We start from the raw sequence: 25,199 nt of genomic DNA, 5'->3' as shown, positions 1-25,199 counted from the left end.
TCAAAACGACCCGTCATGGTATGACCACCCACCCCTGATGACATGGAAAAATGGCATCGCGCCATCTTTTACGGCAAGTTCACGTTTAACAGGCCGCCGAAGGAAAGTATATAGAGCTATCGGGGGAACGCGGACCGGAACTTCGGTTCATCGCCGACGGCGGCAAACTCCCCTTGCCCATGATGGCCGCGCCAGTCTTGCGGACATCGTATCTGTTGCTGTAACGAGGTATTCATATGGCCGAGGAAAAGGGCGCTGACGTCAAGGTGATCGACCCCACCGAACTGTCGCAGGCGATGTCCAATATAGCCGAGCGCTCGCAACGCATCGTCGCTGATTTCGTCGCCCGTCAGTCGGCGGAACCGGGAACCCAGAACCTGGACCCGTTGAACATCGGCAACGCCTTCATGGAAATGACGGCCAAAATGATGAGCGACCCGGCCAAGCTGGTGGAAGCCAACCTGACGCTGTGGAACGATTATCTGGCCTTGTGGCAGAACACCACCCGCCGCCTGTTCGGCGAACATTCCGAACCCGTGGCCAAGCCGGAACCCGCCGACCGGCGCTTCAAGGACGAGATGTGGGAAGAAAATGAGGTCTTCGACTTCATCAAGCAATCCTATCTGCTGTCAGCCCGCTACATGCACGGTCTGGTGCATGGCGTCGAGGGGCTGGATGACCACACCGCGCAGAAGGTGGATTTCTATACCCGCCAATTCGTCGACGCCATGGCGCCCTCCAACTTCGTGCTGACCAACCCGGAAGTCCTGCGCGCCACCATCGAATCGGGCGGCGAGAACCTGGTCAAGGGCCTGAACAACCTGCTGTCGGACCTGGAGCGCGGCAAGGGCAAGCTGTCGATCAAGATGACCGATTACGACGCCTTCAAGGTCGGCGAGAATATCGCCGTGACACCGGGCAAGGTGGTCTATCAGAACGATCTGATGCAGCTTTTGCAATACACTCCCAGCACCGAGACCGTGGCCGAAAAGCCGCTGCTGATCGTGCCGCCGTGGATCAACAAGTTCTACATCCTCGACCTGCGGCCGAAAAACAGCTTCATCAAATGGGCGGTGGATCAGGGTCATACCGTTTTCGTCATTTCCTGGGTCAACCCGGACGAACATCTGGCGACCAAGGATTTCACCGATTACATGAAGGAAGGCCCGCTGGCGGCGCTGGCCGCCATCGAACAGGCCACCGGCCACAAGGAAGTCAACATCGTCGGCTATTGCCTGGGCGGCACCCTGACCGCGTGCACCTTGGCCTATATGGCGGCGAAAAACCTTCCCGGCATCGCCAGCGCCACGCTGCTGACCACCATGACCGACTTCGCCGAGCCGGGCGAATTGGGCGTGTTCATCGACGAGGAACAGCTGGTCAGCCTGGAAGCCAAGATGAGCGAGCACGGCTATCTGGACGGCCGCGACATGGCGATGACCTTCAACATGCTGCGCGCCAACGATCTGATCTGGTCGTTCGTGGTCAATAATTACCTGCTGGGCAAGGATCCCTTCCCCTTCGACCTGCTGTACTGGAACTCTGATTCCACCCGCATGCCGGCGGCCATGCACAGCTTTTATCTGCGCAAGATGTATCAGCAGAACCTGTTGACCAAGCCGGGCGGCATCTCCTTGGACGGCGTCGACATCGACCTGGGCAAGATCAAGACCCCCATCTACATGCTGTCGGCGCGCGAAGACCATATCGCGCCGTGGACCTCGACCTTTGCCCTGACCCAGAATTCCGGTGGGCCGGTCAAGTTCGTGCTGGCGGCTTCCGGTCATATCGCCGGGGTGGTCAACCCCCCCGCCGCCAACAAATATTGCTATTGGACCAATAGCAAGAAGGTCAAGACCCCGGAAACCTGGCTGAATGGCGCCATCCAGAACGAAGGATCGTGGTGGACCGATTGGCACGCCTGGGCAACCAAGGGCTGCAAGCAGGTGCCGGCCCGCGTGCCCGGCGACGGCACATTGAAAGTGCTGGAAGAAGGCCCCGGCGCCTATGTCAAGGAACGGGCGGTCTAAAACCCAAAAGGCGCTGATTTCGGTCAGCGCCTTTTTTATGCCCCGCTGGACCCGCCACAGACCACAGCCATAGGGCGCGTTTATTGATCCCTTAATCCCGGCACAGGCATACTCCTCTTGGCGGAAGAATCCGCCTGAGTGGGAGAATTCCATGACGACGATCGCCTCGACCAGCTCCTCTGTTGCCGCCACCTTAGCAGCACGGCCGCCCCTCGATTCCGAGACTTCGGCCAAGCCGGTGGTCACTGCGGCCCCGACAGACGCCGCGCAGCAGGCGACAACCGTCACCCTCTCTGATCGGGCCAAGGCGATATTGGCCAAGGCGCAAAAAGATCAGGCCGTCGCCGACCAGCTTGAGGAGTTCCTTCGAGGGCTCGCGAAGTCTCGCGACCCGGCGGCGAAAAAGACGAGCGGCGGCGGCGGGGCAAACCCCCAAGCCTCGGAGGGAATCTCCAAGGAAATGGCCGCGGTCAAGGAATGGGCCAAGTCGGACGTGTTCCGAAACGCCGCCCAGGGCAACGCCGACGATACGGTCCGCGCCCTGGTCCGCGATGGCCGCCTCCCCAAATTGCCCCAGCTTGAGCCCGGCCAGATGGAACAACTCAGCGAGGCCGAGAAAAATATTTATGGAACCGTCCGCGCCCTGCAAGGGCTCTATGACGCCATGCCCAAATCGCTGTCGCAGGCCTTGTCCGATCACGTCACGTCGATCCTCGACACATACCCCGATAATATCGCCCGGATGAAGGATGGCCTGGCTTCCGGCAGCTTGCCGGCGGAAGACGGTTGGGACGCCATCATCGCCAGGGACGAATCCATCCTCGCCGCCGCCCAGCAGGGCAAGATGCGGATTCATGCCGTCGACGCCCCGGCGCTGGTGCAATCAAAATGGGAGTTTTCCGTCACCGCCGATCATGACGGCTGGAGCGCCAGCGGGACAAGCGTCACCGCCGACTTCCCCGCCCTGTACGCCGCTTTCAACACCAAGAACGTAGAGCCAGGGACCAGCCCTTATATCGGCGATTACGTCTTCACTTGGTGACGGCGGGATCAAGGCGCACCGCACCTCTGCGGAATAAATTCCTTGACATCGACGCGCGATATCACTTAGAACAAAAGAAGAACGCAACCCGGAGGAGAGAGATCATGGGTGGAACCGCGAACATGTTGCCGATGATCATGCAGGGCGCCTCCATGATCGCCCAGCAGGCCGGCAGTCAAAACGCCGCCAGCGCCCAGGCGCAAAGCCAAGCCGATCAAATCAATCTGCAAAACCAGTTGCTGGTGCAGCAGCAGGACCAACAGGCCAAGCAACAGCGCGACCTGCTCAAGCGCCAGGTTGCCTCGGCCCGGGCGGCTTTGGCCGCCGGCGCCGGTGGCGCCCAGGGCGGATCGGGGGCGGCGTTGCTGGCCGGGTTAAGTCGCCAAAGCGCCGAAGACATCGCCGCCGGCTTCAATTCCGCGTCGTTGCGCCAACAGCAATTATACGCGCGCCTCAATCAAGACGAGGGCGGCTCCGGCACACTGGCCTTGGCCAATCAGGCTTTCAGCGTTCTTAAGCCGTTATTCGGGAACGGCAGCTAAAGCGCGCTCAAGCACGGCGGCGAAGAAGCCGTCAGTGCCGTGACCATAGGGCGACAGGCGCAAATAGGGACCGGACACCGGACAGGGCGTCCCCACCAATTCCCCCCACAGGCCCGGCACCGGCACCACGGTGAATTCCGGATGAGTGCTCAAGAAGCGTTCGATCTGTTCCTCGTTTTCCTCGGGCAGGATCGAACAGGTGGCATAGATCAGCCGCCCGCCCGGCTTGGTCAGCCGGGCGGCGCTGGCCAGAATCACCTGTTGGCGGCCGACCAGTTCCAGCACGGTCTGTTCGGTCAATTGCCATTTGCCATCGGGATTGCGCCGCCATGTCCCGGTGCCGGTACACGGCGCATCCACCAAAACGCGATCGAAAGACGCGGCGGAACGCTTGATCCACTTATCGGATTCGCCTTCGATCACCCGGCGGGTGACATTGTGGACGCCGGCCCGACGCAATCGCGCCTGCGCCTTGTCCACCCGCCATTCGGCCACATCGCACGCAACCAGCCGGCCCTTGTTCTGCATGGCCGCCGCCAAGGCCAAGGTCTTGCCGCCGGCGCCGGCGCAATAATCAACCACCGCCATGCCCGGCTGCGCGTCAGCCAGCAACGCCACCAGTTGCGAGCCTTCGTCTTGGACTTCGATCAGACCGTCGCGCCACGCCTGCACCTGCACCAGCGCCACGCGATTGGCCAGACGCAGGCCAAGGGGGGAAATCTCGGTGGGGGTGGCGGTGATGCGTTCTTTTTTCAGGGCGATCAGGGCGTCATCTCGGGTCGCCTTAAGGGTGTTGACCCGCAAATCCAGCGGCGCCTCGTCGCGCATGGCCCCCACTTCCTGGGCCAAGCGCTCCCCCCACAAGGCGGTCAGACGCGGTTCCAGCCATTGCGGAAACTCGCCCTTGACCCAGGCCGGCATGGCGTGATGGAACGGCGACTTGCCCCGCAGGGTATCCAGCAACCGCCGTTCTTCCTGATTGGGCGGAGACGCCGAATGGGCTCCCTGGAACAGCTCCGGTTCGGGCTTGACGCCTTGGAACACCATATCCACCAGCACGCGGGCACGGGCGTCGGCGGGAAAATCCAACGCCTCAAGCCACCAATCAATGCGCGCCTTGGTCCGCAGCACCCGCCACACGGTCTCGGCCACGGCGCGGCGATCCTTGGAACCGATATAGCGCCGGCTCTTGAAATACAGCGACGAGATTTGATCGGCCGGCTTGGGACTGGCCTGGATTTCGTCCAACAATTCCATGGCGGCGGCAAGACGGGCGGCGGGAGTCATGGGCGAAAATCCAATGGCGGCGGCGAAGGCCAGGGTTGTAGGGGCAATCCCCGCCCGACGCAAGAGGCCGGGGCACGGGCGGGTTGCCGCGCTGTGACCGCCACTATAAAGTCAAACCCCCGTCCCGTCGCCCTGGATCATGCCATGGACACAGACCGCCTCGTCACCCTGGCCCTCGGCTTCGCCATCGGTTGGGTCGGCATCAAGGCGTGGCGTCATTGGCGCCACCGCCGGAAAGATTAAAGACAGCGCCCGCCGCGGCCGTTTCCTCGGCCGCCGCCGTGACCACAGCCGCCGCCCCCCGTCGCGGTATCGCCGCGTTGGAAGGCCGGCAAATGCCGTTCTTGCGAGGCTTGTTGCAGGTTGGCGAACACCGCCAGCACCTCGGCATCGTCCGCCGCCAGTCGGTTCAAGCGGTCGTACAGCGCCACATTGTCGATCTCGGCCTGCACCCCCAGCCGACAGGCTTCCTCCAGACTGGCCGGAGCCACGATCATGCCGCCATAGGGATCGGCGGGGATGGACCAGTCACGCCGCCGGAACAGCATCTGCAAGGCGTTGATGTGACGCTGTTCCGATTGAATGATGTTGATAAAGGGACGCACCGGGCCGAAACGGTCGATTACCGCCGCATAGGTGGCGCGGGCCTTGTATTCGTCGTCCAGGGCGGCGCAGAGCGCCTGATATATGGGGGATGAGACGGACATCGTGTCGGTTCCGACTTGCTTTTTCATCGGCCCACAGCCTGCCGCCGGAATCCCCTGCCCAGCTATGACAATTCGCAGCCTCCGCCATGTCAAAAACGGGGCGGAGCCATGCGGGGGAAAATGCCGCCTCTGGCAAAACCGGGATCGCCGTTGACGCCTGGGGCCTGATTGCGACAAAGTCTTTCCCTTTTCCGACCAAAGGACCTGCGCCATGACCGATCCCGCCGCCATCGGCGTCGTCACCATCTCGGACCGGGCGTCCGCTGGCGTCTATCAAGACCTGGGGGGACCGGCCATGGTCGAATGGCTGGGCAAGGCCCTGACCTCGCCGTGGCGGCCGGTGGCGCGGCTGATCGCCGACGAACAAGAGGTTATCGAGGCCACCTTGCGGGAATTGGCCGATCAGGAAAAATGCGCCCTGATCGTCACCACCGGCGGCACCGGCCCCTCGCCCCGCGACGTCACCCCCGAGGCAACCGAGGCCGTGTGCGACAAGATGATGCCCGGCTTTGGCGAGTTAATGCGCGCCGTCAGCCTGAAAGTGGTTCCCACCGCCATTTTGTCGCGCCAAACCGCCGGTATCCGCGGCCAGTCGCTGATCGTCAACCTGCCGGGCAAGCCCAGCGCCATCGCCGATTGCCTGGAAGCGGTGATGCCGGCCATCCCCTATTGCATCGACCTGATCGGCGGCCCCTTCCTGCAAACCGACGCAGCCTTCTGCAAGGCCTTCCGCCCCAAGGCGAAGTAACCCGTTCGCCGGCTTGACCGCGCTCAAAGCCACCACCGCGCTTTGTCGCGACACTGTCGATCCTCTTTCCACTTGGATATGCGGATCATGCGGCTGGCGATTGCGGCGATATTCTTGATAAGCGGTCTGCACGGCACCGCGTGGGCACAAAAAACCCCCGATCCCCGGACCCTGCCCAACGGCAAGACCTGGACCTATGACGCCGATTCCGGCCACGACATCATGCGCACCTGCGCCGCTTGTCACGGTGAATTCGGCGAAGGCGGCGGCGGCGGCGTCTATCCCCGGATTTCCGGGCTGCACCCCGAGTATCTGGCCGAGCAATTGCGCGCCTTCAAATCGCGGGCGCGCGAAAACATTCCCATGATCCCCTATGCCAACGAACGGGAATTGCCGGAAAAAGACGTTCTTGATGTCACCTATTATCTGGCCAGCATCACACCGCCCAAGCACCCCCCGTCGGACGATGTGCCCATGGACGCCTTCCAGCGGCTTATTTTGGCCAAACAGGCCGTACAGATCCCGCGCCAGCCCGGCGATATCGAGACCGGGCAAAAGCTCTATAACGCCGATTGCATGGAATGCCACGCCCGCGATGGCCAGGGCCGGGTCAAAAAACCGCCCCTGGCCCAGCAGCACCCCACCTATCTGCGCGCCCAGATCGCCCTGATGCTGAGCGATCGGCGCAAGCACGACGACGTGGACGAGCTGATGCGGACCAAATCGCCAAAAGACTGGGATGATCTCTGGGCCTATGTCTCGACCCTGGACGACTGATCTGTCGGGATGGAACCAGAAAGTCCGATGGATGATCGGGCGCGGCAATCCAGCCTCCCGACAGGCTGATTGAAACAATCACCTTCCGTCCATTAGACCGTGATGCCCTAAATCTGCGTCACGGTCTAACCTTCGTCATTGCGCATGCTTGGCCGCGCCCGCAACGAGCGCTGGAGTATCCGTGTTGATCAAGCGTCTTTTTGCATCCATGGCCGCCCTGCCTTGAGCAGGGCGTTTGCCATGACGATGAGCTTTCGCATGATGGCGGTGATGGCGACCTTAGCGGGCTTTCCGGCAGCGACGAGTTGGCCGTATTTGGCCTTGAGATCGGGGGGTGAAGCGCCCCCATGCGGGCCAGCAGGGCCGCATCCAGGCGGTCGGTCTTGGCCAACTTGTTAGTAGCTTCGGCGAAGCGGCGGGCCTGCCGGGGATTGACCTTCACCATGGGTAATCCGGCCTTGGCCAAGCCACGTTCCAGCGCCCCATGATAAGGGCCGGTGGGCTCGAACACAATTCGGCTCACCTCGTTCCCCGTCCAAGCGATCAAAGCCTTATGCCCCACCGCATTGTTGGTGAAGCGACGCCCATCGCCATCCGGATGGCGATGAACATCGCGGAAATCTTTCGATACATCCACGCCGATGGGAGTCTCGGTCATCTTTTCCGTGCCTCTGCTTGTCATCCGGGGCGAAACCCCTGGGATCCGTCCAGGCCAGTGGAAAAGACGAGGGCGATCAGACTCTAACTCGGCCCGTCAAACGGCCAGCGTTTTCTCGATCCGTCCCTTGCCGCTGACGAGAGGGTTGCTCCCCTCTCTCAGCGGTTCCATCTTCGCCTGTCGCTACGGATATTCATAAGACAAGCAATTCCGGCGGCGATGAAAGCTGTCATTTCCGGCTGACGGCGGGGCTAATGGTCACGGCCTGCCCCGCAGCCTGACCGGCCTCGAATGCACCCGCCGCCACCTTCTTCCCCGATGCGCGTCCCCCGCGCAGGTTTAGGTCCAGCTTGGCGAACTCGGACTCGACCGCCGTATGCCGCAGAACCACGAGATCGCGCCCGCTGCTGATGCGGATGGCTTCGTCGCGTTCTTCCTTCATCACCATCAATTTGTCCGCGATGGACATCGCCATGCCGAACAGGAACGAACCCTTTTCGTCGTGCCCGTAGCGGATGAACCGCTGGCTATGGGCGTATTGCTCCCAGGCGCGCTGCATGGTGCCCGCGATCACATCATAGATGTAATGCGCCATCTCAATGCTGGGGCGAAGTCCGAAAAACACATAGCGGATGCGTCCGTCTGCGTCCTTTTCCCGCCAGACCTTGCAATCGCAGAATTCGGCAATGGCGGGAACACACGCTGATATGGGCTGGCGCTGTTTCTTGTTTGTGGCGATAGCGGATTGCTCGCACTGCTCCTCGCGGATTTCCAGATCACTGAGGGAGAGATCGTGGCGATCCAGCAATTCCGCCACCTTGGAAGCGGCAGCCAGAGCTTCTTCCTCGGTGCAGCCGTTCGTCACGGTTTTCGCCCGAAGCGCCTGAAGACGGCTTTTCAATTTGTCCAGATCGGTCGCCATCAGGGCGTCCATTCGACCTGCATGCCGGGAAGCCTTGTCCGGGCGACCATCACGGTTTCCGGCGCGATCCCCGCCCCATCTGCCAGCCTTTGGACGGTTTCGTCGTTTTCCAGAATGAAATCCAGCACCGCTCCCAGGAAATTCGGGTCCGCGATGCGGGCGCGCAACTCGTCACCGGCACATCCCGTCAGGGCGAGAAAGCGCGGCAGCAGGTTTTCATCCGCCAGGATCATTGCAACAGCCTGAAGTGCCAGGGTTTCTGCGGCATTACGGTCAACAACTGGGACTTTAAGGTTCATAATCCGCTCGGTACAGGTGCATGAGATCGAGATCATAGCCGATCTCGGAAATTGCCGCGAATAGCGTGGTTGCTTTGACCCCACATCCATAATTGTCGGCGGTTTCGTCATTGCCGCCATCCCCCGCCCATCCTCCGAGCGCCAAGGCGACCTCACGATCCACTCGCGCTTCGCGAAGGGCGTCACGGTAATAGGATGTTCCCAGTGACTTCGACACCTCGGACCTGCCGACCTTCGACCGCACATCTTGGGGAACGCGCACCCGGAACTGCCACACCGCCCCCCCCCCCCCTGAGCCACAGTCCCATGGGGCGGCGGCGTTGTGGGCGCCGGGTCCGGGGTCTGTGTGACAGGGTTGTGTGACAGTCCGGACAGCGTGAACCCGAGGATTTCTGCGGGTTTGCGGGAGGTGTCGGGATGTCGATGTGGGGCGTGGAAATGGAACAAGCCGGTGACGAATCACCGGCTTGTTGATTTTTGCCATCTATTTCAATGGCGTCATGGGATTGGTGGAGCCGAGGGGAATCGAACCCCTGACCTCCGCAGTGCGATTGCGGCGCTCTCCCATCTGAGCTACGGCCCCAACGAGGTGGGGAAAGTATGGTAAGGCAGCGGGGCTGTCAAGCACCCCGCCTTGCTTTCTTTTATCCATGGTGGCGCGATCAGGCTGGCCAAGCTAATATCCATCGTCGCCCCGGGCCAAATGGATAGTCCAGATGATCAAAAAGAGCAGCAATGACCGCCGTTTCGATGACCGCCACCCTGGGACCGGCCTGATCATCCGCATGGAAGACAGCGAAATCCAGGTTCTGGATATCTCCATCGGCGGCATGAAGCTCACCTTGCCGCCCGGCCGCCGCACCTGGAAGGGCGAGGTCTTGGAGTTCGAAATGGCCTCTCAGCATTGGCCCGACATGCGCTGCGCCAAGGGCAAGGCCGATATCCGCGCCATCACCCCGGAATGGGTGGCGGTGCAATTCGTGCGCCCGTCCTATGACCTGATGAAGATGGTCAGCCGCCACGTCGCCACCCTGCTGTGGGGGGACCGGCCTTACGGTTACTAAAGCGCCGAGCGTTAAATCAAGATCACTTCGTGACGGGGCTGCCGCCCCGGATGGGTTTGGGCGATAGCCCATTTGCGAAGCAATCCTACAGGCGCTTGATTTAACGCTCGGCGCTCTAATGCCGACGCCAGAACAAAGAAAAGCCCGATGAGCGGAACTCACCGGGCTTTTTATCTCTGTTCCGTGGCAAGCAGGGCCTAGGAAACCTTGATCTGACCGACCTTGTCGCGCATGACCTCCAGCAAGCCGTCAAGCTTGCCGCCGTGACTGGACAGCACACCGCTATAATCCGAGCGGTAGGTGACGATCATCGACGCCCCCTCGACGATGATATCGACAACGCGGAAGGTGGCGCCGTCCTGGCGAACCCGCCACGATACATTGATGGGGCCCAAGCTCTGCCGGCGAATCTGCGAGACCACCACGGCATCACCGCTGACATCGGTCTCGACGCTGGAAATATCCAGGGTTTCGCCTGAATATTCCTTGAACCGCCGGGTCCAGGTATAGACCTGGATATCCTCGAACAATTTCTGGAACTCAGTCCGCTGTTCCGCCGTCGCCGGACGCCAAAACCGCCCCAGCACCAGCTTGCTGATTTCCGGTAGGTCAAAGGTGTTGACGAACAGCGAGCGAAACCGCGCCGCCCGCTCCGCGTCGGACAGATCCTTGACCGCCACCGTTTTCATGGCGGTATCGGCCAGATTCTGAATGAACTTGCGGGATTCGCCATCGGCGGCCGCCGCCCAAACGGCGGGAGCACGCAGGGCCAAGGCGACCGTGGCCGCACTCAACAAAAAATTCCGCCTATCAAGCATGACTTAACGAATTCCCGTCGGATTGAGCGAATTCTTGACCTCGGCATTACGATTCTGTCGATAGGTCGAGCGCAGGGCCGAGTAATAATCCAGCGACGAACGCTCGATTTCATCCAAGGTATCGAGCAGACGCTCGCGCTTTTCCAGGCCAGAAACGCCGGCGCGGGTCCAGACCGGCCAAGAGCGGTCGATGTGATCCATGTACAGATTGAACGGATCGACCAACCATTCGGTGGCGATACCGACGCCATCACGCGGGTTGGACGGACCCAGGATCGGCAGCACCAGATACGGGCCTTCACCAATGCCCCAGACCGCGAAAGTCTGGCCGAAATCCTCGTCGTGATAAGGGATGCCACCGGGCTCGGCCACGTCGATCAGACCGCCAATGCCAAAGCCGGTATTAAAGGCAAAGCGCATCAGCGTCTGCATGGCGCGGTCAGGCTCGCCCTGCAACACGTCGTTGACGAACACCACCGGAGCGCGCAGGTTGCGGAGGAAATCGCGCACACGATCCTTGCCATATTGCGGCATGGCCCAGCGATAGCCTTGCGCCACCGGCTTCAGCACCGCCTTGTCGATGGCCAGGTTGAAATCGAAAATCGCCCGATTCATCGGCTCCAACGGGTCATTGGTCTGCGTCCAATCGGCCATCGCTTCCTTATCGTCAGCGGGGGGCGGAGTGGCGCAACCGGCAACCAGGGCAACGGCGATGAGAGACGCGGCGAGGCGTGCGGCGATGGAGCTGTGCTTCAAGACTGACATCCTGCCTTTAATCGAGACCAAACCAATGAGCGGGCGCACCCGAAGAATTCAAGCTGCGGGACTCCACCCGTGCGGTATCCCTGCACTAATGGAGGTAACACAGTCCTGACCGAAAGACCAGTGGGCACAAAACCAAAGATTTTTTCCTAATTCGGCAATGTTGCAAAAAAACCACACTCCTGTCGTGGCGAAACCCGATTCCGCCCTTCCTCTTCGCATAAAGATATGTTTATATGTTTCTTGATTTGAGCGAGGATTGATGTGGACGCCATCTTAACAGCATTACGGGCAGCGGCGGAGCCGACGCGTTTGCGTCTGCTGCGGCTTTTGGCCCTTGGCGACCTGACGGTATCCGAATTGACCCATATTTTGGGGCAAAGCCAACCCCGTGTCTCGCGTCACCTTAAGTTGATGTGTGAATCCGGCTTGCTGGATCGCTTTCCCGAAGGCGCCTGGGTGTTTTACCGCGTCGCCGCCAAAGGCGCGGGGGCCGACCTCGCCCACCGTTTGCTGTCCATGCTGCCCGCCGACGACCCCATGTTGAGCCTGGATCAATCGCGCCTGGATGCCATCCGCGCCGCCCGTGCCGCCCGCGCCCAGGATTATTTCACCGTCAACGCCCGCGACTGGGGGCAATTGCGTTCGTTGCATGTGGACCAATCCGAGGTCGAGCGGGCTTTGCTTTCGGCCATTCAAGGCCGCGCCGTCGCCGATCTTGTCGATCTGGGGACCGGCACCGGCCGGGTGTTGGAAATACTGGCTCCGGCGATCGAACGCGGCATCGGCATCGACTTGTCGCGGGAAATGCTCGACATCGCCCGCGCCAATTTGGAAAAAGCCGATCTGCGCCATTGCATGATCCGCCAGGGCGACATCACCCAGGTGCCGCTGACCGCCGAATGCGCCGACGTGGTGACCATTCATCAGGTGCTGCATTATGCCACCGATCCGGCCGTGGTGGTGGCCGAGGCCGCGCGCATCCTGCGCCCCGGCGGCTTGCTGCTGGTGGTGGATTTCGCCCCGCACGATCTGGAAATATTGCGTGACCAGCACGCCCACCGCCGCCTGGGCTTTGCCGACGCGGAAGTGCAGGGCTGGTTCGCCGCCGCCGGGCTGACCTGCGCCGCGCCGGTGATGTTGCCGGGCAAGCCATTGACCGTGGTGCTGTGGAGCGCCGAAAAGAAAAAGATAGGAGAGCTTGCGTGAACCTGCCCATCGCCGCCTTGACCAAGCCGGTCAGTGTTTCGTTCGAATTCTTCCCGCCCAAGACCGAGAAGATGCAAGAAACCCTGTGGGAATGCGTCAAACGCCTGGAGCCCTTGGGGCCCAGCTTCGTCTCGGTCACCTATGGCGCCGGCGGCACCACCCGGGAACGCACCCACGACACCGTGGTCCGCATCGCCCGTGAAAGCACCTTGAAGCCGGCGGCGCATCTGACTTGCGTTGGCCATTCCCAAGGTGAAGTGGACGACATCGCCCGCCGCTACTGGGATGAAGGCATCCGCCATATCGTCGCCTTGCGCGGCGACGCGCCGGAAGGGGCCGGCTCCTATCAGCCCACCCCCGGCGGCTATGCCTATGCCGTCGATCTGGTCAAGGGCTTGAAGCGGATCAACGATTTCGAGATCTCGGTCGCCGCTTACCCGGAAATGCATCCCGACGCCCCCAATGCCGGTTTTGATCTGGACAACCTGAAGCGCAAGATCGATGCCGGGGCAACGCGGGCGATCAGCCAGTATTTCTTCGATGTCGATGTCTATCGCCGCTTCATGGATCGGGTCCGCGCCGCCGGCGTCACCGTGCCGGTGCTGCCCGGCATTCTGCCGGTGACCAATTTTTCCCAGGTGCAGAAATTCTCGGCCGCTTGCGGCGCCTCGGTGCCGGCCTGGATGGCGCAATTGTTCGAAGGGCTCGACAACGACCCGGAAACCCGTCGTCTGGTCGCCGCCACCGTGGCCGCCGAGCAATGTCGCGCCCTGGCCGCCGACGGCGTCACCGATTTTCATTTCTATACGCTTAACCGCGCCGATCTAGCCTACGCTATCAGCCACATCCTGGGCGTTCGCCCCAAGGCGATCTGAGGACAAAATGACCAATATTCTCGACCATCTGCATAATCGCGTTCTTCTGTGCGACGGCGGCACCGGCGCCCTGGTCCAAGCCATGAACCTGTCGGTGGACACGGATTTCATGGGGCTGGAAAACTGCACCGACATCTTGGTGGAATCGCGTCCCGACGTGGTCCGCAACATCGCCATGCAGTATTTCAATGCCGGCGCCGACATGGTCGAGACCAACACGTTTGGCGCCAGTCCGATCACCTTGGCCGAGTTCGGCATCGCCGACAAAGCCTTTGACCTCAACAAGCGCGCCGCCGAAATCGCCCGCGAGGCGGCCGAGGAATTCACCGACGGCCGCGCCCGTTTCGTCTTGGGCTCGATCGGACCGGGAACCAAGCTGCCGTCCTTGGGCCATATCGGCTATGACGAGTTGGAAGCGGCCTATGTGATCCAATGCGCCGGCCAGATCGCCGGTGGCGCCGATGCCATCTTGATCGAAACCTGCCAGGACCCGTTGCAGATCAAGGCCGCCGTCAACGGCGCCAAGATCGCCCGCGACCAGGTCGGCAAGGATACCCCGGTCTTCGTCCAGGTCACGGTGGAAACCACCGGCACGCTGCTGGTCGGCGCCGACATCGCCGCCGCCGCCACCGTGGTGCATTCCCTGGGCGTCCCGTCCCTGGGGCTGAACTGCGCCGCCGGCCCGCAAGAGATGCTGGAACACGTCAAATATCTGGTGGAAAACTGGCCCGGCCTGATCTCGATCCAACCCAATGCCGGCCTGCCCGAACTGGTCGATGGCCAGACCCGCTATCCGCTGCTGCCGGAAGAACTGGCGGTATGGCATGAACGCTTTGTCGGCATGGGCGTCAACCTGTTGGGCGGTTGCTGCGGCACCACGCCGGCCCATATCGGCGCCACCCACCAGATGTTGCAAAAGATCGGCGCCGGCGACCGCCCCAATCCGGTCAAGCGCAGCGTCCATTGGGTCCCGGCCGTCGCCTCGCTGTACAGCCAAGTGCCGCTGCGCCAGGAAAACGCCTTCTTGGCCATCGGCGAGCGTTGCAACGCCAACGGCTCGAAGAAGTTCCGCGACCTGCAAGAGGCCGAGGATTGGGACGGCATCGTCGCCATGGCCCGCGAACAGGTCAAGGAAGGCAGCCACACCCTTGACGTCTGCACCGCCTTCGTCGGCCGCAAGGAAGTGGCCGACATGACCCAGGTGGTCACCCGCCTGCGCGGCTCGGTGACCACGCCGTTGGTCATCGATTCGACCGAATTGCCGGTGCTGGAAGCGGCGCTCAAGCTCTATGGCGGCAAGGCCATCTTGAACTCGATCAATTTCGAGAACGGCGAGGAAGACGCCGCCGCCCGCCTGAAGCTGGCGCGCAAGTTCGGCGCCGCCGTCGTCGCCTTGACCATCGACGAAGAGGGCATGGCCAAGGATTGCGCCGCCAAGCTGCGCATCGCCCACCGTCTGTACGATTTCGCCGTCAACCAGCACGGCTTGCCGGCCGGCGATCTGCTGTTCGACCCGCTGACCTTTACCATCTGCACCGGCAACGAGGATGACCGCAAACTGGGTCTGGAAACCTTGGACGCCATCGCCGCCATCGCCCGCGAATTGCCGGAATGCGGCATTGTCTTGGGCCTGTCCAACATCTCGTTCGGTTTGAAGCCGGCGGCGCGTCAGGTGCTGAACTCGGTGTTCAACGATTATGCGGTCAAGGCCGGCATGACCGGCGCCATCGTCCACATTTCCAAGATTTTGCCGCTGCATTCCCTGCCGGCGGACGAGCTTAAGGCCGCCGAAGACCTGATTTTCGACCGTCCCGACCAGGGCCGCGACCCGTTGCAGACCTTTATCGCCCTGTTCGGCGACCGTAAGGCGGCGGAAAACAAAAAGGAACTGCCGGCCAAGATCGAAGACCGCTTGAAGCAACGCATCATCGACGGCGACCGCACCGGATTGGATGTCGACCTGGCCGCCGCCATGGCCGATGGCTGGGTGCCGCTTTCCATCATCAACGATCTGTTGCTTGACGGCATGAAGGTGGTGGGCGAGCTGTTCGGATCGGGCAAGATGCAATTGCCCTTCGTGCTGCAATCGGCGGAAACCATGAAGGCGGCGGTGGCCTATCTGGAGCCGCACATGGAAAAATCCGCCGGCAACGCCAAGGCGACCATGGTGCTGGCCACGGTCAAGGGCGACGTCCACGACATCGGCAAGAATCTGGTGGATATCATCTTGACCAACAATGGCTACAAGGTGGTCAATATCGGCATCAAGCAGCCGGTGGGCGAGATCATCAAGGCGGCCAAGGAACACGGGGCCGACGCCATCGGCATGTCCGGCCTGCTGGTCAAATCCACCGTGATCATGAAGGACAATCTGGAAGAAATGCGCGCCCAGGGCATCGACGTGCCGGTGCTGCTGGGCGGCGCCGCCCTGACCCGCAAGTTCGTCGAGGAAGATTGCCTGAACTCCTATGGCGGTTCCGGCGTCGCCTATGCCCGCGATGCCTTCGATGGCTTGGATTTGATGGCCAAGGTCGCCGACGGTTCGTTCGACACCTATGTCCAGGCCCGAGCCAAGGCGCCGAAATCGGGCAATTCCAAACGCATCGGCCAGCCGGCGGAAACCAGCACCCTGCGCCCGGTCGATTGGGCCGAGGTCAACCTGCGCCGGGCCGAATTGCACAACGAGGTCCCCGTCCCCACCCCGCCGTTCTGGGGGGCGCGGCTGATCGAGAACGTGCCGCTGCAAAATCTCGCCGGTTTCCTCAACGAAACCATGCTGTACCAGTTCCACTGGGGCTATCGGAAGCAGGGCAAGAGCATCGACGAGTTCAAGGCTTGGGCCAGCAAGGAGCTTAAGCCGATTGCGCTCAACATGCTCAAGCGCTGCTCGCAGGAAGGCATCTTGCACGCCAAGGGCGTTTACGGCTATTGGCAGGCTGCCGCCGATGGCGATGCGGTGGTGGTGTTCGACACCGACGGCACCACCGAACTGGCCCGCTTCGGCTTCCCCCGTCAGGGCCGCGATGGCGGATTGTGCATCGCCGATTTCTTCCGCCCGATCAGCGACCGCCAGCGCGACGTCATCGGCCTGCAAGTGGTGACCATGGGGCAAAATGCCTCGGACGTGGCCCGCCAGTGGTTCGAAGCCAATAAGTATCAGGATTACCTGTACCTGCATGGCCTGTCGGTGGAAATGGCCGAAGCCATGGCCGAATACGTCCACAAGCGCATTCGCGCCGAATTGGGCTTCGCCAGCCAGGACGCCGCCGAAATGGACAAGCTGCTCAAGCAGAACTACCAGGGCTCGCGCTATAGCTTCGGCTATCCCGCCTGCCCCAATGTCGAGGATCAAAAGCAATTGCTGGCGTTGTTGGGGGCCGAACGGGTCGGCATCACCCTGTCCGACGAATTCCAGTTGGAGCCGGAACAAAGCACCAGCGCCATCGTCTGCCTGCACCCGCAGGCCAAGTACTTCACCGTCTGATCCCGCCCGGCGCATGAACCGGCTCGGTTGAATATTTGTCGGAGTTAAACACTTTAAACCTTGTCAGGCGTGACGCCAAAAACCATCCTTGCGCGGAACCGCGCAAGGATGGAGCCTGAACCGTGATGAAAATATTTTCGGTCTTCGCCGCGACATTCTTGCTTGTGGCTCTTCCGGCCGCGGCGGAAACCGCCCCTAAAGCGTGCGCCCCAGGCTCGACGACCACCATCGCTGAGGGTGCGCTGTGCGGCATGGTCTCGGCCAAGGCCGATGACATCTTCGTCTATAAGGGCCTGCCCTACGCCAGTCCGCCCACTCCCGCCAATAATCTGCGGTGGATGCCGCCACGCCCCCCCCAAGGATGGAGCGGCGAGCGACCGGCGGTGGAGTTCGGCGCCATCTGCCCGCAATACGCTGCCGACGGCATCACCCTGCAAGGGGACGAGGATTGCCTGACTCTCAATGTCTGGACCCCCAAAAGCGCAATCGGCGGCAAGACGGCCCTGCCGGTGATGGTCTTTATCCATGGCGGCTCGTTCACCTCGGGGGCGGGATCGCTGGCCACTTATGACGGCGCCGCCCTGGCGGCCATGGGGCCGGTCGTGGTGGTGACGGTGAATTACCGCCTCGGCAGCCTGGGCTTCCTGTTCGCCGACAAGGCTGCGGGCGGCATGCTTGAACACCCCATTCCCGGCAATCTCGGACTGATGGACCAGCAAGCCGCCCTGAGTTGGGTCAAGACCAACGCCGCCGCCTTCGGCGGCGATCCCGACAAAGTCACCGTGTTCGGCGAAAGCGCCGGGGCCATGTCGGTGGGATTGCATCACTTCGCCATTCCGTCCTCGGGGCCGCTGTTTCGCGCCTCGATCATGGAAAGCAACCCCATGGGCGTGCTTTATCCTGTGCCGGCCGAAGCCTCGGCCAATGGTCAGGAATTCATCGACGCGCTTTGCGGCGCCGCCGTCGCGCCGCAGGACTGTCTCCCCAGCTTCGCCAACCTGCAAGATTATTCCCTGCGCCAAGTGTTCCGCGCCGCCAATGTCTACGAACTGAACCGCCTTCAAAACGAGGCCGATGTCGGCTTTCTGCAATCCATGCCTTGGGGGCCGGTGATCGACGCAACCCTGGTCAGCGGCCAACCGCTGAACGGTTACACGCCCCAGAACCTGGCCCATCCCAAGCCCTTTATCTTCGGCATGAACGGCAACGAGGGAGTGTTGTTCGCCGGCATTGCCTGCGCCGCCTTCGCTTCCAATCATGGCGAGGTCAACCCCAATCCCGCCGAGGCAGCCCAGTGCCTCGCCACCGGGGCAAAAGCCTCGATGATGAACACCCGCTGGTATGACGGCGCCATCGCCGCCCTTTATGGCGTCGATGGCCTGGCCCGCATCACCGCCTTCAACGATGCGCGCGGGCAAACCCCCTATGCCGTCCGCAGCCTGAAGGGCACGGATTTTTATAACGCCGCCGCCCAAGCCATGGCCGCGGTCAGCGGCGACGACACCTTCATCTGCGCCAATCTGCGCAGCGCCAACCGGGCCTTGACCCAAGCGCCGCGGCAGCCGGTCTATGCCTATTCCTTTACCCAACCGCCCCTCTTCGACCTGCTGGCGGGAAGCGGCAGCCAAGCCTGCACCCCGGCCAATGGCATGGTCTGCCATGGCGATGAATTAGCCTTTGTCTTCAACACGCTGGATGTAACCACGGCTGAATTTAACGGCGTTCTTCCGGTCCCCGCCGCCAATCACCACTTGGCCAAGGCCATGGGCAAGGCCTGGACCGGCTTCGCCCGTGACCTCAGCCCGCCCGGCGCCTGGCGGCCCTATGGCCAAAGCGGCGAAGCGCTGGTCTGGAACGGCGACGGCCGCGCCCCGGTGATGACCGCCCGTCTCGCCGCCGATGCCCATTGCCGGACACTTTGGGACAAGGTGGACGGCGACGGCGTTAAACCAGCGCCGCCCTGATTGCACCCACGCCCGAGGCCATGGCGAAACCATCGCCGCCCCCGGCCTTGACCTCGGCCAGGGCGGCGCGGGCGGCTTTCAACAACGGGCTTTCGCCCCGCCCATCCTGCGGCGCCAAGGCGATCCCCACCGAAACCGTGATCTCGACCTGCCGGCCGTCGATGATCACCGGCGCGCGCATGGCTTCGACCAGACGCGTCGCCACCGCGCGGATTTCGTCGATACCGCAAAATTCCTCCATCACCACGGCGAAATCATCTCCCCCCAGGCGGGCGACGATATCGGCGGAGCGAACCACCTTCATCAAGCGCAAGGCGACGAAGCGCAACACCTCGTCCCCGGCAACCATGCCGATGGCGGCGTTAAGCTTGGCGAAGCCGTCCAGATCAATGACCAGCAAGGCCAAAGGCCGACCATTGCGGATCGCTTGCGACAGCACCCGCGCCAAATGTTCGGACAGCAACGTGCGATCGCCCAGATTGGTCAAGGGATCGTGCAGCGGCAGATAACGCTGCCCCTTCTGGCGCCGGCTCTTCTCGACCACATCGTGCATGACCGCGACGAAATTAATGATGGTGCCGTCATTGTCGCGGATGGCCGAAATGCGCTGATGCACCACGAAAACCTCGCCATTGGCGCGACGGTTCCAGACATCGCCTTCCCATCCCTCGCCATGCAACAACGCCTGCCATAGATCGGCGAAGAAAGCCTCGTCATGATGGCCAGAGCGCAAAATCGACGCCTTTTGCCCAATCAAGGCGTCGGCGCCATAGCCGCTGATCCGGCACAAAGCGGCGCTGGCCTGAACGATGGTGCCGTAGCGATCGGAAATCAGCACCGCCTCGTGGCTGGCATCGAACACCGTGGCGATCAGTTCGCGGGTTCGGCGGACTTCGTCTTCCATTTCCGAGACATGGTGCAGGGAATACACCGCCCGCGCCAATTGGCCCAATTCATCGCCACGTCCGGTATGGGGGACGGTCCCGCGAAAACGGTGACTTTCGATGTCTTGAACCACCAACGACAGATCGCGCAGCGGTCCGGCCACCGAACGGGCCAACCAGAAAATGGCGGCAATCAGCAATAATCCCACCGGGGTGGCGACCACGGCCAGGCGCCACGCGCTTTTGCCATAGGCGGCCTCGGCGTCCTCGACATAGATGCCGGTGCCGATCATCCAGCCCCACGGGGCATACAGCCGCGCATAGGAAATCTTGTCCAGAGGCTTGCCGCCGGGAATACGGGTGAACCGATAGCGGGCCACCCCTTCGCCTTTTTCAACCGCCGCCGCCAGCAATGCCCCCAGATCGGCGCCCGCCGCCATGGCCAGGCTGGCCACCGCACGCCCCTCCAACTCGGGCCGCTGCGGGTTCAGCAGAAATTCACCCGCCTGAGTGGTGACAAACAAATATTCACCGCCATCATAGCGCAGATGACCAATGGTCTCCTTGGCCAGATCCTGTGCGTGCGCCAGACTGAATTCACCGGCTTGGTGACGCTGTTCGATCTGTTGCAACAGCGAGATGGCCATGGTCACCACGCTCCGATTGCGCGCGACATATGCGTCGATAACCGCTTGACGCTGTTCCAGCAACGCCAGGGAAAACAATGTGCCGAAGGCGCAAATCCCCATCGCGACGATCAAGACGAATTTCTGGCGAAGACCCATATCCAGCCCCTACGGCAAACTCCGATCCCACAGGGCAGAATATACAACTTTAGGCCTATTAATTTCACCTCGGATTATGCAAACAGATATAGTTTTCCATGAACAAGCGGCATCAAATACGAACCAGCCGCCAATGGTGACAAAAGATGTTTACGTTGGATTTGCGCCTTGTTCGCACCGGCCCGAATCCATGAAAAAGCCGGCCACAAGGCCGGACTTGTTCATGCCGAGGATCAGGGAAATTCACACCGCGTGATCCGGGCTCCAGCGGGACGGGTTTCAGCGTCCCGCCACCGTCATGCCGTCGATTCGCAAGGTCGGACAATCGACGCCATAGCGGAAAACCAGATCATTGGCCGGCGCCATGTTGAGGAACATATCCTTAAGATTGCCTGCCACCGTAACTTCGGAAACCGGATAGACGATTTCGCCGGCTTCAATCCAAAAACCGGCGGCGCCGCGGGAATAATCGCCGGTGACGCCATTGACGCCCTGGCCGAACAATTCCGTGATGTAAAAGCCGTTGCCAATGTCGCCGATCATTTCGGCCACCGTCACCGGCCCGGCTTCCAGATAGAAATTGCTGGCCGACGGACTGGGGGGCGAGGCGGTGCCTCGGCTGGCATGGCCGGTGCTTTTCATCCCCAATTGACGGGCCGACCGGCAATCCATCAGCCAAGTGGTCAAGACGCCGTCCTCGACCACGTTCAGCCGCCGGGTCGCCACCCCTTCGCCGTCGCAAGGACGCGACCGCATGCCGCGCAGGCGGTGCGGGTCATCGACGATGCGGATACCGGGGGCGAAAATCCGGCTGCCCAGCTTGTCCTTTAGAAAGCTGGTGCCGCGCGCCACCCCCGCGCCGTTGATAGCCCCCGCCAAGGAGCCGATCAGACCGCGACTGACGCGCGGATCCAGCACCACCGGCACCTGACAGGTCTTGACCTTCCGCCCGCCCAGACGGCGGACGGCCCGATGACCGGCTTGGTGGCCGACATCTTCAGGCGCGCGTAAATCGGCCATGAACACCGCCGAGGTGTAATCGTAATCGCGTTCCATCCCGCCTTCGGCCGTGCCGGCAAGAACCGCCGCCGACACCGAGCCCGAGGTCGCCGCATAGCCAAAGGAAAAACCGTTGGAACCGACAAAGGCGACGGCCGAGCGGCCCCAGCCAGCCTCGGCCCCTTCCGAATTGGTCACGCCGGGGACGGCGCGGGCGGCGTCTTCGGCCCGCTTGACCATATCCAGCAGGGTTTCGGCCGACGGCTCGGCCGGATCGCAGGCTTGCAGGTCCAAAAATTCCTGGGCCAATTCCGACGGATCGGCCAGACCGGCATAGGGGTCTTCGGGCACGGCGCGGGCCATGGCCACCGCCCGGTCAACCAATTCGCCCAAGGCGTCGGGCGAACGGTCAGAGGACGACACCATGGCTTGACGCTTGCCGATCAACACGCGCAGGCCGATATCAGCGCCTTCCGAACGCTCCATTCGCTCCAACTCGCCCAGGCGCACGCCGACGGACAGCGAGACATTATCGACCGCGACGGCGTCGGCGGCATCGGCGCCGGCGCGGCGGGCCTGGGCCACCAGCCCATCCAAAAGGGACAGGGTATCGGGAGCGGACATGGATTCCTCCGGAGGCCGAAATTGTCCTCAAGGCTAGCACGCCCCCGCCCGCCTGGAAACCCCGCCACACCCCACCCATATGCCCTGAATGCGCGACGCCTTGCCCACCGCCCAAGACCAGCTTCCCGCCGACCATCGCCGGAAACTGGCCGCATGGCTGCTGAGCGTCGCCGCCATGGTGGCGGTGATGGTGGTGCTGGGGGGGCTGACCCGGTTGACCGGGTCGGGCTTGTCCATGGTGCAATGGAATCCGCACCACCTGCTGCCGCCGCTCAATGCCCAGGAATGGCAGCAAGCTTTCGCCCTTTACCAACAAACGCCGGAATACCGCCTGGTCAACACCCAGATGGATGTGGCCGGCTATCAGGGCATCTTCCTGCTGGAATACATCCATCGCCTGTGGGGACGGCTGATCGGGCTGGCCTTCGCCCTGCCGCTGGCGTTTTTCCTGTGGCGGCGCATGGTGCCGCCGGGCTGGACCAGCCGCCTGCTCGTCTTGTTCGCCCTTGGCGGCATGCAGGGATTGCTGGGCTGGCTGATGGTGGCCAGCGGTCTGGTTGACCGCCCCGAGGTCAGCCATTTCCGTCTTGCCGCCCATCTGATCCTGGCCTTGTTGATCCTGGCGGCCTTGCTTATGACGGCTTTGGCCTTGCTCGACCCGCCGCGGCGCCATCACCCGTTGGCGTTCAAACTGGTCGTGGCCGTTACCGTGTTGGCCCTGACCACTATGACCTGGGGGGCGTTGACGGCCGGGCTGGGGGCGGGACACCTTTACAACAGCTTTCCATTGATGGGCGACAGCCTGTTCCCGCCCGAGGCCCGGCCGCCCCTGCTCAACGCGCTGGAAAGCCCGGCGGCGGTGCACTACGTCCATCGCGTGCTGGCCCTGACCACCTGGGCCTGCCTCAGCTTGCTGGGCTGGTGGGCGTGGCTGTCAAAGGGGCCGCGACCGTTGGTGCTGGCCGGATTATGGGGCTGGGTCCAGGCTGGATTGGGAATATCCACCGTGCTGCTGGCGGTGCCGCTACCGCTGGCCGCCTTGCATCAAGGGGGCGCGGTGGTGCTGGTGTCTCTGCTAACATGGGCTTTGTTTTGTTTGCGGAGATGACGATGCGCCGTTTGTTGCCGTTGCTGCTGCTGATCGCCCTGCCGGTCTCGGCCACTGAATTGCGCGGCCGGCTGGAACAAGGCGGATTGGTTCTTGGCCAGGCAGCCCCCGGCGCCGCCATCAGCTTGGACGGCCGCGCCGTGCCCGCCGATGCCCAAGGCCATTTCATCCTTGGCTTCGGCCGCGATGCCGCCGCCACGGCAATTCTGACCATCGACGGCACCTCCCAGCCCCTGACCATCGCCCGCCGCAGCTGGACCGTTCAGCGCATCGACGGCCTGCCCCCGGCCAAGGTCAGCCCCGACCCCGAACTTCAGGCCCGCATCGGCGCCGAAAATCGCCTCATCGCGCAAGCGCGCGAACAGGCGTCGCCGCGCGCCCTGTTCCTGTCCGGGGTCACCACCCCGGCCCAAGGCATCGTCTCGGGGGTGTTCGGAAGCCAGCGCATCTTAAATGGCGAAGCCCGCGCCCCCCATTCCGGCACCGACATTGCCGCGATCAAGGGCGCGCCGGTCGCCGCCATCGGAGATGGGATCGTCACCTTGGCCCATCCCGACATGTTCTTTACCGGCCAGACGGTGATGATCGACCATGGTCTGGGACTGCAAAGCGTCTATGCCCACCTGTCGCGCACCGATGTCAGCGTCGGCCAGAATGTGCACAAGGGGCAGCTTATCGGCGCGGTGGGGGCATCGGGACGCGCCACCGGTCCGCATTTGCATTGGGGGGCGTCATGGCTGGACGTGCGGCTGGACCCGGAAACGGTGCTGGCGGTGCTGGGCCCCAACCCAGCCGGCCAACAATAAGCCGCGTGTCAGGCTGGCGCCTTGATCTGCGAAAGACGATAGAGGGCAAAGCCCAAGGCCGGCACCACCAGCCACGCCAGCGGGATTTCCCCCAGCCCGGCCTTGTTTTGGATGGAAACGATGACGCCGACCATGCCCAGGGCCGAGAACAGTACCGCCACGGTGCCAAAGACGATCTTCGCCCATTGAAAGCCGGCGCGACGAAAGGCCAGCGGCGCTCCGAACAAGGACAACAGCACCACGACCGGCAAAGCCAGGAAATTGAATTCGCCCAAACCCATGTTCAATGCTCCCGGTGACTGGCAAAGGCCAGCTTGTCGACATAGGCCAAAATCAGGGCCGAGACGACGAAGGTCAGGTGAATGATGACCAGCCACATCAACTTGTCGTTGGGAATGGACAGGGCGTTGACGAAGGCTTTGAGCAGGTGGATCGAGGAAATGGCGACGATGGACGCCGCCACCTTGATTTTCAGGGTGCCGGCATCAAGCTTGCCCATCCACGACAGCTTGTCGTCCCCTTCGGCCACGTCAATGCGTGAGACAAAGTTTTCATAGCCCGACAAGATCACCATGATCAGCAGATTGCCGACCAGGGCCAAATCAATCATCCCCAGCGCGGTCAGCACCAGATCGGCTTCGGCCATCTGCGGCAACAACGGCACCAGATGGATCAGTTCCTGAACGAATTTGAAGGCGAAGAACAGCAAGACAACGGTGAGCCCCATATACAGGGGCACCAGCAGCCAGCGGCTCCAGTACAAAAACGTCTCGATGGCGCGCTCGATCATTCCCAGCCCTCTTCG

The 25,199-nt window shown here is 62.3% G+C and carries 24 protein-coding genes and 1 tRNA gene; 12 read left to right on the top strand and 13 right to left on the bottom strand.

Features of this window, described 5'->3' with window-relative positions; all coding sequences use genetic code 11:
* The first annotated feature begins 236 nt into the window (after positions 1-236).
* The 3 genes from KEC16_RS05555 (at position 237) to KEC16_RS05545 (ending at position 3,614) form a co-directional block, all read left to right on the top strand.
* Entirely contained in the window at positions 237-2,030 is a 1,794-nt protein-coding gene (locus tag KEC16_RS05555) for a PHA/PHB synthase family protein (RefSeq protein WP_211546687.1), read from the top strand.
* A gap of 151 nt (positions 2,031-2,181) precedes the next feature.
* Positions 2,182-3,072, top strand: coding sequence for a hypothetical protein (locus KEC16_RS05550; RefSeq protein WP_211546686.1), 891 nt, complete (start codon positions 2,182-2,184; stop codon positions 3,070-3,072).
* A 104-nt stretch (positions 3,073-3,176) separates the two neighbouring features.
* Positions 3,177-3,614 carry a hypothetical protein gene (locus tag KEC16_RS05545; protein WP_211546685.1) on the top strand — a complete coding sequence of 146 codons (438 nt, stop codon included), beginning with the start codon at positions 3,177-3,179 and terminating at the stop codon, positions 3,612-3,614.
* Here KEC16_RS05545 and KEC16_RS05540 read toward each other — a convergent pair.
* Positions 3,594-4,901: an RsmB/NOP family class I SAM-dependent RNA methyltransferase gene (locus KEC16_RS05540; RefSeq protein WP_211546684.1), complete on the bottom strand. Its 1,308-nt coding sequence runs from the start codon at positions 4,899-4,901 to the stop codon at positions 3,594-3,596. The genes KEC16_RS05545 and KEC16_RS05540 overlap by 21 nt on opposite strands.
* A gap of 239 nt (positions 4,902-5,140) precedes the next feature.
* Positions 5,141-5,608, bottom strand: coding sequence for a ferritin-like domain-containing protein (locus KEC16_RS05535; RefSeq protein WP_211546683.1), 468 nt, complete (start codon positions 5,606-5,608; stop codon positions 5,141-5,143).
* Between the two features lie 211 nt (positions 5,609-5,819).
* On the opposite strand from KEC16_RS05535, the gene mog reads away from it, so the two are divergent.
* Together mog and KEC16_RS05525 are read left to right on the top strand one after the other, a co-directional pair.
* Positions 5,820-6,356 carry a molybdopterin adenylyltransferase gene (mog, locus tag KEC16_RS05530; RefSeq protein ID WP_211546682.1) on the top strand — a complete coding sequence of 179 codons (537 nt, stop codon included), beginning with the start codon at positions 5,820-5,822 and terminating at the stop codon, positions 6,354-6,356.
* An 87-nt stretch (positions 6,357-6,443) separates the two neighbouring features.
* Positions 6,444-7,133 carry a c-type cytochrome gene (locus KEC16_RS05525; protein ID WP_211546681.1) on the top strand — a complete coding sequence of 230 codons (690 nt, stop codon included), beginning with the start codon at positions 6,444-6,446 and terminating at the stop codon, positions 7,131-7,133.
* 118 nt (positions 7,134-7,251) lie between these two features.
* Here KEC16_RS05525 and KEC16_RS05520 read toward each other — a convergent pair whose 3' ends face one another.
* The 5 genes from KEC16_RS05520 to KEC16_RS05500 form a co-directional block, all read right to left on the bottom strand.
* Positions 7,252-7,791 (bottom strand): IS110 family transposase, encoded by a 540-nt coding sequence (locus tag KEC16_RS05520; RefSeq protein WP_211546680.1) that lies wholly within the window; start codon positions 7,789-7,791, stop codon positions 7,252-7,254.
* Positions 7,792-8,020: 229 nt separating this feature from the next.
* Positions 8,021-8,713 (bottom strand): DUF7168 domain-containing protein, encoded by a 693-nt coding sequence (locus KEC16_RS05515; protein WP_211546679.1) that lies wholly within the window; start codon positions 8,711-8,713, stop codon positions 8,021-8,023.
* Positions 8,713-9,012: a DUF3572 domain-containing protein gene (locus KEC16_RS05510; protein WP_211546678.1), complete on the bottom strand. Its 300-nt coding sequence runs from the start codon at positions 9,010-9,012 to the stop codon at positions 8,713-8,715. The genes KEC16_RS05515 and KEC16_RS05510 overlap by 1 nt, the downstream gene beginning before the upstream one ends.
* The gene (locus KEC16_RS20105; protein ID WP_346344035.1) at positions 9,002-9,496 is read right to left on the bottom strand and encodes a DUF6538 domain-containing protein; all 495 of its coding nucleotides are present in this window, start codon (positions 9,494-9,496) and stop codon (positions 9,002-9,004) included. The genes KEC16_RS05510 and KEC16_RS20105 overlap by 11 nt, the downstream gene beginning before the upstream one ends.
* Positions 9,497-9,519: 23 nt before the next feature.
* A tRNA-Ala gene (locus KEC16_RS05500) sits at positions 9,520-9,595 on the bottom strand.
* 133 nt (positions 9,596-9,728) lie between these two features.
* On the opposite strand from KEC16_RS05500, the gene KEC16_RS05495 reads away from it, so the two are divergent.
* Complete coding sequence (locus tag KEC16_RS05495) at positions 9,729-10,076, top strand: PilZ domain-containing protein (RefSeq protein ID WP_211546676.1); 348 nt, start codon at positions 9,729-9,731, stop codon at positions 10,074-10,076.
* A gap of 197 nt (positions 10,077-10,273) precedes the next feature.
* Here KEC16_RS05495 and KEC16_RS05490 read toward each other — a convergent pair whose 3' ends face one another.
* A complete protein-coding gene (locus tag KEC16_RS05490) occupies positions 10,274-10,870 on the bottom strand; it encodes an MlaC/ttg2D family ABC transporter substrate-binding protein (protein WP_211546675.1) in 597 nt (198 codons plus the stop codon).
* A 27-nt stretch (positions 10,871-10,897) separates the two neighbouring features.
* On the bottom strand, positions 10,898-11,650 hold the full coding sequence (locus KEC16_RS05485) for an MlaA family lipoprotein (protein ID WP_428846050.1): 753 nt from the start codon (positions 11,648-11,650) through the stop codon (positions 10,898-10,900).
* A gap of 270 nt (positions 11,651-11,920) precedes the next feature.
* Between KEC16_RS05485 and KEC16_RS05480 the strand changes: the two genes are divergently transcribed.
* The 4 genes from KEC16_RS05480 to KEC16_RS05465 all read left to right on the top strand — a co-directional run bounded on the left by KEC16_RS05480 (position 11,921) and on the right by KEC16_RS05465 (position 19,188).
* On the top strand, positions 11,921-12,865 hold the full coding sequence (locus tag KEC16_RS05480; RefSeq protein ID WP_211546673.1) for an ArsR/SmtB family transcription factor: 945 nt from the start codon (positions 11,921-11,923) through the stop codon (positions 12,863-12,865).
* The gene (metF, locus tag KEC16_RS05475) at positions 12,862-13,740 is read left to right on the top strand and encodes a methylenetetrahydrofolate reductase (protein WP_211546672.1); all 879 of its coding nucleotides are present in this window, start codon (positions 12,862-12,864) and stop codon (positions 13,738-13,740) included. The genes KEC16_RS05480 and metF overlap by 4 nt, the downstream gene beginning before the upstream one ends.
* Before the next feature lie 7 nt (positions 13,741-13,747).
* Positions 13,748-17,224 (top strand): methionine synthase, encoded by a 3,477-nt coding sequence (metH, locus tag KEC16_RS05470; RefSeq protein WP_211546671.1) that lies wholly within the window; start codon positions 13,748-13,750, stop codon positions 17,222-17,224.
* A gap of 125 nt (positions 17,225-17,349) precedes the next feature.
* On the top strand, positions 17,350-19,188 hold the full coding sequence (locus tag KEC16_RS05465) for a carboxylesterase/lipase family protein (RefSeq protein ID WP_211546670.1): 1,839 nt from the start codon (positions 17,350-17,352) through the stop codon (positions 19,186-19,188).
* On the opposite strand, the gene KEC16_RS05460 is transcribed toward KEC16_RS05465, so the two are convergent.
* Together KEC16_RS05460 and KEC16_RS05455 are read right to left on the bottom strand one after the other, a co-directional pair.
* Positions 19,169-20,857, bottom strand: coding sequence for a diguanylate cyclase domain-containing protein (locus KEC16_RS05460; protein ID WP_211546669.1), 1,689 nt, complete (start codon positions 20,855-20,857; stop codon positions 19,169-19,171). The two genes, KEC16_RS05465 and KEC16_RS05460, sit on opposite strands and share 20 nt — an antisense overlap.
* A gap of 279 nt (positions 20,858-21,136) precedes the next feature.
* Positions 21,137-22,480: a TldD/PmbA family protein gene (locus KEC16_RS05455; RefSeq protein ID WP_211546668.1), complete on the bottom strand. Its 1,344-nt coding sequence runs from the start codon at positions 22,478-22,480 to the stop codon at positions 21,137-21,139.
* 88 nt (positions 22,481-22,568) lie between these two features.
* On the opposite strand from KEC16_RS05455, the gene KEC16_RS05450 reads away from it, so the two are divergent.
* Both KEC16_RS05450 and KEC16_RS05445 read left to right on the top strand, forming a co-directional pair.
* Positions 22,569-23,588: a COX15/CtaA family protein gene (locus tag KEC16_RS05450; protein ID WP_211546667.1), complete on the top strand. Its 1,020-nt coding sequence runs from the start codon at positions 22,569-22,571 to the stop codon at positions 23,586-23,588.
* A gap of 2 nt (positions 23,589-23,590) precedes the next feature.
* Positions 23,591-24,394, top strand: a complete 804-nt coding sequence (locus tag KEC16_RS05445; RefSeq protein WP_249208816.1) for a M23 family metallopeptidase — start codon at positions 23,591-23,593, stop codon at positions 24,392-24,394.
* Positions 24,395-24,402: 8 nt separating this feature from the next.
* On the opposite strand, the gene KEC16_RS05440 is transcribed toward KEC16_RS05445, so the two are convergent.
* Together KEC16_RS05440 and KEC16_RS05435 are read right to left on the bottom strand one after the other, a co-directional pair.
* Positions 24,403-24,675 (bottom strand): hypothetical protein, encoded by a 273-nt coding sequence (locus KEC16_RS05440; protein ID WP_211546665.1) that lies wholly within the window; start codon positions 24,673-24,675, stop codon positions 24,403-24,405.
* 2 nt (positions 24,676-24,677) lie between these two features.
* A complete protein-coding gene (locus KEC16_RS05435) occupies positions 24,678-25,184 on the bottom strand; it encodes a TIGR00645 family protein (protein WP_211546664.1) in 507 nt (168 codons plus the stop codon).
* Positions 25,185-25,199: the final 15 nt, after the last annotated feature.

The organism is Magnetospirillum sulfuroxidans (assembly GCF_018224925.1).
Taxonomy (GTDB): Bacteria; Pseudomonadota; Alphaproteobacteria; order Rhodospirillales; family Magnetospirillaceae; genus Magnetospirillum; species Magnetospirillum sulfuroxidans.
Note: the sequence above shows the minus strand (reverse complement) of the source record. Positions and strands in the feature narration are given on the sequence as shown.

Coding starts and splice junctions, on each gene's coding strand:
- KEC16_RS05495 (WP_211546676.1), top strand. CDS start 9,729: ATGATCAAAAAGAGCAGCAATGACCGCCGTTTCGATGACCGCCACCCT.
- KEC16_RS05555 (WP_211546687.1), top strand. CDS start 237: ATGGCCGAGGAAAAGGGCGCTGACGTCAAGGTGATCGACCCCACCGAA.
- KEC16_RS05465 (WP_211546670.1), top strand. CDS start 17,350: ATGAAAATATTTTCGGTCTTCGCCGCGACATTCTTGCTTGTGGCTCTT.
- mog (WP_211546682.1), top strand. CDS start 5,820: ATGACCGATCCCGCCGCCATCGGCGTCGTCACCATCTCGGACCGGGCG.
- KEC16_RS05460 (WP_211546669.1), bottom strand. CDS start 20,857: ATGGGTCTTCGCCAGAAATTCGTCTTGATCGTCGCGATGGGGATTTGC.
- KEC16_RS05445 (WP_249208816.1), top strand. CDS start 23,591: ATGCGCCGTTTGTTGCCGTTGCTGCTGCTGATCGCCCTGCCGGTCTCG.
- KEC16_RS05435 (WP_211546664.1), bottom strand. CDS start 25,184: ATGATCGAGCGCGCCATCGAGACGTTTTTGTACTGGAGCCGCTGGCTG.
- KEC16_RS05450 (WP_211546667.1), top strand. CDS start 22,569: ATGCGCGACGCCTTGCCCACCGCCCAAGACCAGCTTCCCGCCGACCAT.
- KEC16_RS05540 (WP_211546684.1), bottom strand. CDS start 4,901: ATGACTCCCGCCGCCCGTCTTGCCGCCGCCATGGAATTGTTGGACGAA.
- KEC16_RS05520 (WP_211546680.1), bottom strand. CDS start 7,791: ATGACCGAGACTCCCATCGGCGTGGATGTATCGAAAGATTTCCGCGAT.
- KEC16_RS05545 (WP_211546685.1), top strand. CDS start 3,177: ATGGGTGGAACCGCGAACATGTTGCCGATGATCATGCAGGGCGCCTCC.
- KEC16_RS05510 (WP_211546678.1), bottom strand. CDS start 9,012: ATGAACCTTAAAGTCCCAGTTGTTGACCGTAATGCCGCAGAAACCCTG.
- KEC16_RS05515 (WP_211546679.1), bottom strand. CDS start 8,713: ATGGCGACCGATCTGGACAAATTGAAAAGCCGTCTTCAGGCGCTTCGG.
- KEC16_RS05440 (WP_211546665.1), bottom strand. CDS start 24,675: ATGGGTTTGGGCGAATTCAATTTCCTGGCTTTGCCGGTCGTGGTGCTG.
- KEC16_RS05525 (WP_211546681.1), top strand. CDS start 6,444: ATGCGGCTGGCGATTGCGGCGATATTCTTGATAAGCGGTCTGCACGGC.
- metH (WP_211546671.1), top strand. CDS start 13,748: ATGACCAATATTCTCGACCATCTGCATAATCGCGTTCTTCTGTGCGAC.
- KEC16_RS05455 (WP_211546668.1), bottom strand. CDS start 22,480: ATGTCCGCTCCCGATACCCTGTCCCTTTTGGATGGGCTGGTGGCCCAG.
- KEC16_RS05550 (WP_211546686.1), top strand. CDS start 2,182: ATGACGACGATCGCCTCGACCAGCTCCTCTGTTGCCGCCACCTTAGCA.
- KEC16_RS05535 (WP_211546683.1), bottom strand. CDS start 5,608: ATGTCCGTCTCATCCCCCATATATCAGGCGCTCTGCGCCGCCCTGGAC.
- KEC16_RS20105 (WP_346344035.1), bottom strand. CDS start 9,496: ATGGCAAAAATCAACAAGCCGGTGATTCGTCACCGGCTTGTTCCATTT.